This is a genomic window from Mesobacillus boroniphilus JCM 21738 (assembly GCF_000517385.1).
GTDB lineage: Bacteria > Bacillota > Bacilli > Bacillales > Cytobacillaceae > Mesobacillus > Mesobacillus boroniphilus.
Window position 1 is genome coordinate 69,578 of record NZ_BAUW01000008.1, and the last position, 12,156, is coordinate 81,733.

At 43.7% G+C, this 12,156-nt stretch carries 7 protein-coding genes and 4 pseudogenes; 7 read left to right on the forward strand and 4 right to left on the reverse strand.

The window, feature by feature from the left end; translation table 11 throughout:
• The first annotated feature begins 105 nt into the window (after nt 1–105).
• The 6 genes and pseudogenes from JCM21738_RS04390 (at nt 106) to JCM21738_RS04410 (ending at nt 8,129) form a co-directional block, all read left to right on the forward strand.
• A pseudogene (locus JCM21738_RS04390) lies at nt 106–1,220 on the forward strand (methionine biosynthesis PLP-dependent protein).
• On the forward strand, nt 1,217–2,398 hold the full coding sequence (gene metC / locus JCM21738_RS04395) for a cystathionine beta-lyase (RefSeq protein ID WP_023614351.1): 1,182 nt from the start codon (nt 1,217–1,219) through the stop codon (nt 2,396–2,398). The pseudogene JCM21738_RS04390 and the gene metC overlap by 4 nt, the downstream one beginning before the upstream one ends.
• Nucleotides 2,398–4,258: pseudogene (locus JCM21738_RS04400) on the forward strand (bifunctional homocysteine S-methyltransferase/methylenetetrahydrofolate reductase). The gene metC and the pseudogene JCM21738_RS04400 overlap by 1 nt, the downstream one beginning before the upstream one ends.
• 64 nt (nt 4,259–4,322) lie before the next feature.
• A pseudogene (gene metH / locus JCM21738_RS04405) lies at nt 4,323–7,016 on the forward strand (methionine synthase); the annotation flags it as partial.
• 80 nt (nt 7,017–7,096) lie between these two features.
• Nucleotides 7,097–7,689: pseudogene (locus JCM21738_RS25325) on the forward strand (vitamin B12 dependent-methionine synthase activation domain-containing protein).
• A 221-nt stretch (nt 7,690–7,910) separates the two neighbouring features.
• On the forward strand, nt 7,911–8,129 hold the full coding sequence (locus tag JCM21738_RS04410) for a hypothetical protein (protein WP_023614354.1): 219 nt from the start codon (nt 7,911–7,913) through the stop codon (nt 8,127–8,129).
• A gap of 49 nt (nt 8,130–8,178) precedes the next feature.
• Here the strand turns inward: JCM21738_RS04410 and JCM21738_RS04415 are convergent, their stop codons facing one another.
• The 3 genes from JCM21738_RS04415 to JCM21738_RS04420 form a co-directional block, all read right to left on the reverse strand.
• Nucleotides 8,179–8,499 (reverse strand): hypothetical protein, encoded by a 321-nt coding sequence (locus JCM21738_RS04415; RefSeq protein ID WP_148296054.1) that lies wholly within the window; start codon nt 8,497–8,499, stop codon nt 8,179–8,181.
• A gap of 35 nt (nt 8,500–8,534) precedes the next feature.
• Nucleotides 8,535–8,690 (reverse strand): hypothetical protein, encoded by a 156-nt coding sequence (locus JCM21738_RS24170; RefSeq protein ID WP_023614356.1) that lies wholly within the window; start codon nt 8,688–8,690, stop codon nt 8,535–8,537.
• Between the two features lie 110 nt (nt 8,691–8,800).
• Nucleotides 8,801–9,817, reverse strand: a complete 1,017-nt coding sequence (locus tag JCM21738_RS04420) for a VanW family protein (RefSeq protein ID WP_023614357.1) — start codon at nt 9,815–9,817, stop codon at nt 8,801–8,803.
• Between the two features lie 172 nt (nt 9,818–9,989).
• Between JCM21738_RS04420 and JCM21738_RS04425 the strand changes: the two genes are divergently transcribed.
• A complete protein-coding gene (locus tag JCM21738_RS04425; RefSeq protein ID WP_023614358.1) occupies nt 9,990–10,421 on the forward strand; it encodes a DUF4395 domain-containing protein in 432 nt (143 codons plus the stop codon).
• A 285-nt stretch (nt 10,422–10,706) separates the two neighbouring features.
• Here the strand turns inward: JCM21738_RS04425 and JCM21738_RS04430 are convergent, their stop codons facing one another.
• Nucleotides 10,707–12,074: an MATE family efflux transporter gene (locus JCM21738_RS04430; protein WP_023614360.1), complete on the reverse strand. Its 1,368-nt coding sequence runs from the start codon at nt 12,072–12,074 to the stop codon at nt 10,707–10,709.
• Nucleotides 12,075–12,156: the final 82 nt, after the last annotated feature.

Below are 12,156 nucleotides of genomic sequence, written 5' to 3' on the forward strand. Positions count from 1 at the left end.
TCTTTCTGGAGCTTTGCGGTCTTTGTCTTTTTAAAAGTCGATGATTTCGTCTTTACTCATAAAACAAAAATTGCCGTCTAACTAGAATCATGAGGAGTGAGTAATTTGGCAGAAATCGATACAAAGTTAGCACAGCTTGGCAACAGAAGTGAATCATCTACAGGTGCGGTCAATCCACCCATCTATTTAACAACAGCCTACCGCCACGGAGGGATTGGCCAATCGAGCGGTTATGATTATGTGCGCACCGGCAACCCTACTCGCGAAATTCTTGAAAAGGCGATTGCAGACCTTGAAGAAGGTGACCGCGGCTTCGCCTGCAGTTCCGGAATGGCCGCGATTTGGACCGTTCTTTCATTATTCGCACATGGAGATGAATGGATTGTCTCTAAGGATTTATACGGAGGAACTTACCGGCTTCTCGAGCAGGGTTTCAAAAAATGGGGATTAAATAGTACATATGCTGACATGGCAGATCTAAACGAAATAAAATCGGCAATCACACCGAGGACGAAGGCGCTTTTTGTGGAAACGCCGACAAACCCGCTTATGGAGCAAGCTGATATTAAAGCAATCGCAAAAATCGCAAAAGAAAACGGTATTCTGCTGATTGTTGATAATACCTTCTACACTCCCCTGCTGCAAAAACCATTGACTATAGGTGCTGACATTGTGATTCACAGTGCAACAAAATATCTTGGCGGCCACAATGATGTCCTTGCGGGCTGATCGTTGCCAGGGGACAGCAGTTATGTGATTCTCTATTCCTTCATCATAATGGTGGCGGTGCGGTGTTAAGTCCATTCGACTCCTGGCTCCTCATCCGCGGTATGAAGACTCTGGCATTAAGGATGGAACGCCACGAGCAAAACGCCAGAGAGATTGTCGATTATTTACAAAGGCATAATGCAGTCAATGATGTCCTTTATCCTGGCAGAGGCGGAATGATCTCTTTCAGGGTCCACTCCCCTGCCATAGTCAATCCATTTTTAAAAAGCCTTTCCACAATTACTTTTGCCGAAAGTCTTGGTGGTGTTGAGAGCTTCATTACTTACCCTGCAACACAGACACATGCTGATATACCAGTTGAAATTCGCGAACAAACAGGTGTTTGTGACCGACTGCTGCGATTTTCTGTGGGAATCGAAAATGTTGCTGATCTGATAAATGATCTAGAAGAAGCATTCCAAAAGGCACTCCAGGAGGCAAAAACAATATGAGTCACCAATATACATTCGAAACCCAGCTGCTCCATAATAAACATAAATTTGACCCTGCAACCGGTGGTGTCAGCGTGCCGATTCAGCACGCCTCAACATTCCACCAGCCCTCGGCAGTCAAATTCGGAAAATATGATTATAGCCGGAGTCTTAACCCTACAAGAGAGGCACTTGAGGAAATAATCACCGAACTGGAGGGCGGTGTGCGGGGTTTTGCTTTTTCCTCCGGGATGGCCGCCATCTCAACTGCATTTTTACTCCTTTCCCAGGGAGATCACGTGGTCGTAACCGAGGATGTTTATGGCGGGACATATCGAATGGTTACACAGGTGTTGAACCGTTTTGGAATTGAGCATACTTTTGTGGACATGACTGACCTGGACGCGGTGGAAAAAGCGATTAGGCCAAACACTGCATTGCTATATGCTGAAACTCCTTCCAATCCGTTATTGAAGGTAACTGACATAAAAGCTGTCAGCGCAATCGCTAAGAAACACGGCGCTTATACTTTTGTTGACAACACTTTCATGACTCCATACTTGCAGCGTCCGCTTGAACTTGGAGCAGATATTGTCCTTCACAGTGCCACAAAGTTCTTATCCGGCCACAGTGATACGGTGGCAGGCCTCGCAGTAGTCAAGGATGAAGAACTCGCAAACAGGCTTTATACCCTGCAAAACTCCTTCGGTGCTGTCCTAGGAGTACAGGATGCGTGGCTTGTGATGAGAGGTATTAAGACCCTGTCTGTCAGGATGAAGAAATCTCAGGAAAGCGCAAAGAAAATCGCAGAATTTTTAAAAGATCAGCCTTTAATCAAAAATGTCTTTTACCCTGGCCTTGCAGATCACCCACAGGCAAGCCTTCAGCTTCGGCAGGCATTTGGGCCAGGAGCGGTGCTTTCCTTTGAACTTGAAAATGCCGAGGTTTTAGCTAGATTTATAGAACTAGTAAGACTGCCTGTGTTTGCAGTCAGCCTTGGAGCCGTAGAATCCATCCTCTCCTACCCGGCAAAAATGTCACATGCAGCCATACCTCAGGATGAACGGGAAAGGCGCGGTATCTCTGATGGTCTCCTTCGATTATCAGTCGGGCTTGAAAGCGCTGATGATTTGATCGCGGACTTTGAGCAAGCTTTGGATTCAATAGGAATACTAGAAGCACAAAAGGAGGAAGTCTAATGAGTTTCCTGAAACGCCTGGAAAATAAAATTTTAATCGCAGATGGAGCGATTGGTACTCTCCTCCACTCTTATGGTGCTGGTACTTGTTTTGAAGAGTTGAACATTTCACATCCTGAGGACATCATCCGGATCCATAAAGCCTATATAAACGCGGGTGCCGACCTTATCCAGACGAACACATACGCAGCCAATTATATAAAACTTGAAAGATATGGACTCGAGGATCAGGTGAAAGAGATTAATAGTGCAGCAGTAAAACTCGCCCGACAAGCTGCGGGCACTGATGCCTATGTCCTTGGGACGATTGGTGGGAACCGGGGGATCAGGCCCTCCGCTATCCCGATTGAAGAAATCAAAAGAAGCTTCAGGGAGCAGCTCTACTGTCTTCTCCTTGAAGGGGTAGACGGACTTTTGCTAGAAACATTTTATGATATGGAAGAAATTGAAACAGTGCTCGAGATTGCCCGAAAGGAGACCGACCTGCCAATCATCGCCCAGGTATCCCTTCAGGAAATAGGTATCATGCAGGATCAGACCCCGCTTCAGGAAGCTTTTAATAGACTTGAAGACCTTGGTGCTGACATTGTCGGTCTTAATTGCAGACTTGGGCCACATCATATGATTTCCAGTTTTGAGCAAATAGAGTTGCCGTCAAGAGCATTTCTTTCCGCCTATCCAAATGCCGGATTGCCCGCCTACACAGATGGGAAATTCCATTACGAAGGCAATCCTGAATATTTCGGCAAATCAGCCCGCAGTTTCCGCGACCAGGGAGTCAGGCTGATTGGACTGTTGCGGAACGACGCCTGAACATATAAAAGCATTTGCTGATGAACTGAAGGGATTGCCACCAGTGTTAGACAAGAAAATCCCTGCGAAAAAGCCCAAAATTGTTGTCACTCCCGTTGACGTAAAAAGGCCATTAGCCCCACTTCAACAAGTGGTGAAAGAACGGCCGTCAGTGATCGTGGAGCTTGACTCACCGCGAAAGCTGGATACAACTCGTTTTTTTGAAGGAGCAAAAGCACTAAAGGATACAGGTATAGACGCACTGACTCTGGCTGATAATTCACTTGCTTCACCTAGGATTTCAAATTCGGCAATTGGGCATCTCGTAAAGGAAAAGATCGGTTTGCGCCCGCTTGTACATCTGACTTGCCGTGACCGGAACATCATTGGACTTCAGTCTCATTTGATGGGTTTGCATACACTTGGTCTGCATGACGTGTTAGCCGTAACAGGCGACCCTGCACGTGTCGGTGATTTTCCTGGTGCATCGTCAGTTTTTGATGTCTCTTCCTTCGAACTGATCGAGATGATCAAGCAGTTTAATGAAGGTCTCTCCTATTCTGGAAAAGACTTAGGACAAAAAGGTGCTTTTTCGATTGGCGCTGCTTTCAATCCAAATGTTCGTTCCATTGAAAAAGCTGTCATGAGGATGGAAAAGAAAATCCATGCTGGTGCTGATTATTTCATCACCCAGCCCGTTTACTCTGAAAAAATGCTTTTGGAGGTCCATGAAGCAACAAAGCACATTGATGCCCCTGTTTATATTGGCCTGATGCCGCTAACGAGCAGCAGAAATGCTGAATTCCTTCATAATGAAGTTCCTGGCATCAAGATTTCACAGGAAATCCTGGACATAATGGCGAAATTCAATAATGAACCGCTGCAATCCAAAAAGGAAGGCATAGCGATTACAAAGGGTTTGATTGAGGCTGCAGCAGAACTGTTTAACGGAATCTATTTAATCACTCCTTTTATGAACTATGAAATGAGTGTCGAGTTATCGGGCTACGCTAATGAATACAGCAGCCGTCTTATGAGGAGGAAACAAAATGTCAACCTTGTTAACTGAGCAGATGAGAAAAAAGATCCTGATCATGGACGGAGCGATGGGAACGATGCTCCAGCAGGCAGACCTGACCCCGGAGGATTTTGGCGGTGAAGAATATGAAGGCTGTAACGAAATCCTGAATCTGACAGTACCTGATGTAATTGAAAATATCCACCGTGAATACTTTAAGGCTGGCGCAGATATCGTTGAGACAAATACGTTTGGTGCAACTAGCCTGGTGCTGGACGAATACGACCTGGCCCATAGAGCGTACGAAATCAACAAGGAAGCAGCTCTTATTGCCAGAAAAGCGGCCGATGAGGCATCCTCTCCCTCACAGCCCCGTTTTGTGGCTGGTTCTATGGGACCCACAACCAAAACATTGAGCGTGACTGGGGGTTCTACCTTTGAAGAGATGTCCGCGTCCTACGAAGAACAGGCTCTTGGCCTGATCGATGGCAACGTTGATTTGCTATTGCTCGAAACAAGCCAGGATTTACTGAATGTAAAAGCAGCGTATACGGGAATCCAGCGTGCATTTCAGAAGAGTGGCAGAGAACTACCTCTGATGATTTCTGCAACGATTGAACCAATGGGCACTACACTCGCTGGTCAATCCATCGAAGCATTTTATATTTCTGTTCAGCATATGAATCCAATTGCAATCGGACTGAATTGCGCAACCGGGCCGGAATTCATGCAGGAGAATTTGCGTTCCTTGTCCTCCCTTTCATCTTCTGCTGTCAGCTGTTATCCTAACGCTGGCCTGCCCGATGAGGAAGGCCAATATCATGAAACGCCTGACACGCTCGCTCAGAAGCTTTCTGATTTTGCCGGTGAAGGCTGGCTGAATATTGTCGGAGGCTGCTGCGGAACTACACCTGCACATATAAAGGCAATTTCGGAAAAAATGCAGGAACGGCCGCCAAGACAGACAGAAGATAACAAGCTGCACATGGTTTCCGGGATCGAGCCCTTCATCTATGACGATCCAACATTAAGGCCCATCATGGTAGGGGAACGGACGAACGTAATCGGTTCCCGAAAATTCAAGCGGCTGATTTCCGAAGGCAAAATAGAAGAAGCAGCTGAGATTGCAAGGTCCCAGGTTAAAAATGGCGCGCATGTCATCGATATCTGCCTGGCTGACCCGGACAGAGATGAGCTTCATGACATGGAAACATTTATTAAAGAAGTTGTTAAAAAAGTTAAAGCTCCGCTCGTTATAGACTCTACTGATGATGAAGTAATTGAAAAAGCACTGAGTTATTCCCAGGGTAAGGCAATTATCAATTCTATCAATCTAGAAGATGGCGAAGAACGATTCGAGTCTGTTGCTCGCCTTATTCACAAATATGGTGCTGCTGTTGTTGTTGGAACGATTGAAGAAGAGGGTATGGGTGTTTCCGCTGAAAGGAAATTGGAAATTGCTAAACGGTCATACGACTTGCTTGTCAATAAATATAAAGTACCGGCACAGGACTTGATTTTTGATCCGCTCGTTTTCCCTGTCGGCACCGGAGATGAACAATACATTGGCTCAGCAAAAGCAACCGTTGAAGGAATCAGGATGATCAAGGAAACTTTCCCGGAAACGCAAACAATCCTTGGAATTAGCAATGTTTCCTTCGGTCTGCCACCTGTTGGCCGCGAAGTATTGAATTCGGTATTTCTTTATCACTGCACCCAGGCAGGCCTCGATTACGCCATTGTGAATACGGAAAAGCTCGAGCGATTCGCTTCGATCAGTCCTGAAGAAGTTAAAATGGCTGAAGAGCTGTTATTCAATACAACAGATGAGACACTTGCGGAATTCACTGATTTTTACCGTGATAAAAAGAAAGAAACAAAAAGCACCCTGCCTGATATGACATTAGAAGAAAGACTGTCCTACTATGTAGTTGAAGGCACAAAAGAAGGCCTGCAGCCAGACCTGGATTTGGCACTGGACCTCTACCCTGCCCCACTGGATATCATTAACGGGCCATTGATGGATGGGATGAAGGAAGTTGGCAGACTGTTCAATGATAATCAGTTGATTGTGGCAGAAGTCCTTCAGAGTGCAGAAGTCATGAAGGCTGCCGTGTCCCATTTAGAGCCTCATATGGAGAAAAATGACACAACCGCTGCAAAGGGTAAGGTGCTTCTCGCCACTGTAAAAGGTGATGTACACGATATTGGGAAAAACCTGGTTGATATTATCCTGAGCAATAATGGCTATGATGTGGTCGACCTGGGAATAAAGGTGGCGCCAACTGCCCTCATTGAGGCGATCAAAAAAGAAAAACCGGATATCATTGGTCTCTCAGGCCTCCTTGTGAAATCTGCTCAGCAAATGGTGCTTACAGCTCATGATATGAAGCAAGCCGGGATTGACACTCCGATACTTGTGGGCGGTGCCGCTTTATCTAGAAAGTTCACAGATACAAAGATCGCCAAGGAGTATGACGGACTAGTATTGTATGCAAAAGATGCGATGAACGGCCTGTCGATCGCGAATCAGCTCCGGGAGCCGGACGGGTACGAACAATTTTTAACAGAACAAAAAGCTAAGCAGGAAGCCGCACTGAATAAGCAGGAATTTACGACAAACGGCCGAACTTCTGCCACAACCGTTTTGGAGCGTCCCAAAGTGACGGCAAAGGCACCGGTGTTCATACCTCAGGATACGAAAAGGCATATCGTTAAATCCTACTCACTGTCCCATATTGAGCCCTATATCAACCAGCAAATGCTTATGGGGCATCATCTTGGATTAAAGGGAAAGGTAGAAAATTTACTTGCTGAAGGTAATGATAAGGCAGTCAAGCTATATGAAGTCGTCCAAACCCTTTTAAAGGAAGCAAAGCAAATAATTGGATCAAACCGGCTGCCGTTTACCAGTTCTTCCCTGCCCAGTCAGATGGAAATAGGCTCTATATTTTTAACCCAGAACAACCGGATCAAATCCTGGAAACCTTTGATTTTCCACGCCAGGAGGTTGCTCCCGGCCTTTGCCTGGCAGATTACGTTCGATCCGTGGATGATTCTAATAAGGATTACATTGGTATGTTCGCTGTCACAGCAGGTGCAGGAATTCGCCAGGCTGCAGAACAACTAAAAAATGAAGGAAGATTCCTGGAAAGCCATGCCCTCCAGGCACTTGCCCTAGAAAGTGCAGAAGGATATGCCGAACTGATCCATCGCCAAATCCGCGACCGTTGGGGCTTCCCAGACACCCCGGATATGACAATGAAAGACCGCTTCGCCGCCAAGTATCAAGCCAGCGCTTCTCATTTGGATATCCTGCATGTCCCGATTTGGAAGATCAGCGTAAGCTCTTCAACTTAATTAAGCCAGAAGACATCGGAATCCATTTGACTGACGGAAGCATGATGGAACCGGAAGCATCTGTTACGGCTATTGTCTTCTCCCATCCAGAGGCCAGGTATTTTAACGTGTTGAAAAATTAGGAAATTGAACATTTCAGGCTTCTGACAGGTTTGGCATCAACCGGTGAGAAGCTGTCAAAAGAAAGAGGAAAGCAAGAGGGATTCCCCCCTCTTGCTTTTTCTTATGGCATTGCTTAATCCTCTTGTAAGTTTTTGAATGAGAGTCTCTAAACATTATTAAATGGATAATTAATCACTTAATGGTAAATATTATTCCCATGAAGAGATTCTGGAGGTTTTTTATGTACTATCAAAATAACATGGAGTTTGAAATCCGTAATGGCTTTTTGCCGAATATGTACAATTCAGACAGATTGAAGGTTTTAGAGGTTTCAGATAGCAGCGTCATCATAAAAATGAGCAACGCTGAGAATCGATGTGTATTTCCAGTTGATAATTTTGATTATTGGATCAAACGCGGGTTGTTGGTGAATGTAAATGAAAAGAGAAGGACGTCTTAAACAAAAACAGCGGCACAATTTTAGCCGCTGTTTTCTTTTGTAATGCTATTCATAAAAACAACCCTGATGCAATCATGGCTAATTTGAACGTTGAATGTGAACCTACCATAAAATCTGGTATTGGATAAGAGAATGGAATGAACCAGAAGAATGAAAAATAGATCAGCGGCAAAGTAATGACAATTATCTTAACCCAGTTGAATCTCCAGCTTCCATTCTTTTGATATTCCTTCAGCATTCTTGGTATTCCCAGATACATGCCAAGAGGAAAATACAATATAACAGCAAGGAAACTCCATGGATAGAGCCTAAAAGTCTCTTTTCCAATATTCTCAAAGCTTTGCTGAAGGTTTCCAATAACAATCAGCAAAATGATAAAACCTGCTGTATACAATAAATACTTTATTACTTTGATCTATTCTCCCTCCTTAACGCATTGTTCCAGCTAAACCTTTTAAATTCTTGATAAAGTTTATATGTTTCTCTAAAATCATCTTTCCGCTTCATTTCTTCCTTCTTTGTATTCCAGATATATTCTAAAGCTAAATAATTCAGATCCATATCGTTCGCCTCCCTTGTTCTTAGTTCAAGAATTAGGGAAATGAATAATGGAAATATTCACCATCAGATTGATTCTTTCTACGTCTTTTGGCGGAATTGCTTCAAGACCATTAAATGCCTTTTTTCATTTGTGCTTCGTATTCTTTCGATGTCCTCACTTCTACGGTCAAAGAACCTTTTCCTACTATTGCTTTCAGTAAAAGTGGTACGCCTGTCGTGTTCTCGAACCGGAAATCCTTGCCTCCATAGGAAACCGTTGCGTCTCTTCCTTCAGGAACATAGCCTACAGATAGGGAATGATGATGTTTCTCCACATAACCAACGCCAAGAACATCCACAGCATTATATAAAGTTGAAGAAGTCTGGCAGATGCCCCCTCCTATCCCCATGACCAGCTTTTTGTTGACAATTTCTTCAGCAGGCTGATATCCATGGGCTTCATCACTCGGCCCGACAGTTGTATTAAAGGAAAAAACATCCCCTAAGCCCAGGATGACATTGTTAATTGCTTCCGCTGACAGCTCAATGTTCTTTGTTCTGCCCGCTACCCCACCGTTAAAATAGGTTGTATACTTTCCTACAATAACCTCGCCGAGTTGGGCAGCATCATTAAATTCATATCCGCTTGCCGTTACATAAAGCGGAAGCTCTACGTTCCCCCCTTTTTCTGAAGCATGAAAGATGCTTTCAACCAGCTCCGCTTCCTCTAAAATAATTAAAGGACTACCTTTTATCACCTGGCCATCCGGTCCAAGTTTATCAGGAATCATCCGTTGATCGTAACCTGGTGTCGCCTCATTTCCGCGAGCCAATTCTTGAGCCCATTTTGCCAATTCAGCTTTAAACTTTTCGTTATCGCTTCCGTAACCCATTTTAACCGGTGTAAGGGACCTGATCACTTCCTGAGTGGTAGGCTCAATTACATTCACTACTATTGGTTGAGCCTTTTCTTCTTCTTGCTCAGCTGTCTCCTTTTCTTTTTCTCCATCTTCACTTACTGCCTTGTCATCCTGTTCAATCACCTTTTCTTCTGTTCCAGCTTTCTCTGCAATTGGTTGTGAACAGCCAGCTAATCCAATGAATGATGCAAAAATCAAAAAACAAATGACCTTCAAATTTCTCCCCATGTTTCCCCTATCGTTTCTATTTATATTTAAAACCAGCATTCTATTATATTCAGGAATACTTTTCCATATTTCCTAAAAAGTTCACTCCCTATAAAAAAATCGCTTTAGACTTCACATATTAAGAAAAAAAAGATAAAATACATATAAACCAATAAGAAAGGTCGGATTTAACATGCCTACTGAGATTCGCTCAATTCCTCGGCCCCTGGTAAGAACAAATCAGTGGTTCATTGTCATTAGTGTTTTAAGCACCTGCTTAACAGGTATTGAATGGATATTGACTTTGCCACTGCTCGCAGGAATTTCAGGACTGCTGTTCGAATACAATCCGGTAATGCGAATCGCCAGACGTTTTCTGCGAAAACAACCGTCAGATTATATTCCGGAAGACTGGGAACAACAGCAGTTCAATCAAAAAATCGCTGTTTTCTGCTTAGCAGGCGGACTCATTTCCTATGCCAGCGGTTCAACAACGCTGGGACATGTATTTACCGTGATGGTAGCGTTAGCCGCTTTTATTGCAATCTTGGGATTTTGCATAGGCTGCTTCATCCGTTTTCAATTGTCTAAGTATAAGCCAAAGAAACATGCAACTAATTCTTAAGAGGGACCCGTTATTTTACTATCGGGTCTCTTCTTTTTTGACATCCCCATCATTTTTTCGTTGAATTGCTGGGAGTGACCCTTTTGGGATACTGAGTGTATTCCAACTCATTTACCGCACCCCCTAATTTAATATTCCTCCAAAAAGAATGGATTCCTTCTGCTGTTTTCCATAATCAGGATAAAAAATCTTTTAAAGTTGATGAGAACAATCTGATAAATGGTATTTCATCATTAAAATGGCAAAAATAAAAGTGATATTCCTAATAAGGAACCTCACTCATTTTTATACAACCTCTGCCAAGTTCCCGTTAAAACGACGTTTTTGAATAAAGATCAATCTTAGTGACAAGGATATGCCTGCTGCAAGCAATCCGATGGTCAGCCCCACCCAATATCCCGAAGCGCCAAGTCCGGTATAATGCGCGAGCAGATAGCCGACTGGCAGGCAGATGAGCCAGTATGCTATCAAGGTGATAACAAATGATATATTTACATCTCTATACCCGCGCAATGCTGCGAGCGCAGTGGCCTGGATTGCGTCGGATATCATGAAAAACAAGGCATAAATCAAAAATTGTCCAGTTAAAGCGATGACTGCTGGTTCATTTGAATAAAACCCTGCTACATCATAACGGAACAGCACGACCAGCAATCCGGCTCCAACAGCAATAATGGCTCCAAGATAAATCCCCATCCAGCTATAGGCTTTGGCATCATTATAACGGCCCGCACCGACTTCAAAGCCTACCAAAACAGTCTGCGCCATCGAGATGCTCATCGGAATCATATATAGGAAGGATACAATATTTAAAGCTGATTGATAGGCAGCAATCGTCGTGATATTGAATTTACTGATCAAAATCGTGACAACAGCAAACATGCTTGTTTCAAAAAAGATCGATAAGCCCATTGGGACACCGATTTTGAGGATTTCCTTCACTTTCTCACCGGAAAATTCCTTGAAGTATTTCAATCCGACAAAATCCGAGAATGGCTTTTGCTTGATAATGACTGCTGCTGTCATGCCCGCAATCACAAAATAAGTAATCGAGGTGGCATACCCAGCTCCGGCTCCTCCCAATTCAGGAAAACCCCAATGGCCGAAAATCAGGACATAGTTCAAGAAGAAGTTGATTGGTAACGACATCAGGAGGATATACATAACCACTCTAGTTTTTCCGAGTGCGTAAATGAATGACCTTAATACGTTAAAAATAAACAAAGGGATGATTCCAAATGCCAATCCTGCCAGATAACGATAGGCAGTGTCATGCACACTATCAGGCAGATTCATCGCTGTTAAAATGGGATTGAGCAGAAAAATACCTAAAATGATGATAATTACTGCAATTATTAATGCCAGATAAATTCCGTGAGTGAGGATCGATGATACTTCTTTCCCCTTCTTTTCACCAAAGCGCTGGGCTGCAATTGGCGAAACAGCAAGGAGTATCCCGCTGAGTCCGGTGAAGACCGGGCTCCAAATCGATGACCCGATGGCAACACCAGCAAGGTCCGAAGAACTATATTTTCCTGACATGATGGTATTGAAAAAGACCATTGAAAACATCCCTAATTGTGTAATCAAGATAGGGATCAGCATGACAAAAATCTGTTTTATTTTTTCCTTTGTCGAAAAAGTCTGGTACAATCTGTGTACTCCTTGAATATATTAATTATATAATTATAACAAAATATCTTTCCGGAAACCGAAGATTTTTTCCGGTCTAAAA

Bases quoted from the DNA above. Each gene is read 5' to 3' on its own strand.
- JCM21738_RS04410 (WP_023614354.1), top strand. From the start codon at position 7,911: ATGTACTATCAAAATAACATGGAGTTTGAAATCCGTAATGGCTTTTTG.
- JCM21738_RS04425 (WP_023614358.1), top strand. From the start codon at position 9,990: ATGCCTACTGAGATTCGCTCAATTCCTCGGCCCCTGGTAAGAACAAAT.
- JCM21738_RS04420 (WP_023614357.1), bottom strand. From the start codon at position 9,817: ATGGGGAGAAATTTGAAGGTCATTTGTTTTTTGATTTTTGCATCATTC.
- metC (WP_023614351.1), top strand. From the start codon at position 1,217: ATGAGTCACCAATATACATTCGAAACCCAGCTGCTCCATAATAAACAT.
- JCM21738_RS24170 (WP_023614356.1), bottom strand. From the start codon at position 8,690: ATGGATCTGAATTATTTAGCTTTAGAATATATCTGGAATACAAAGAAG.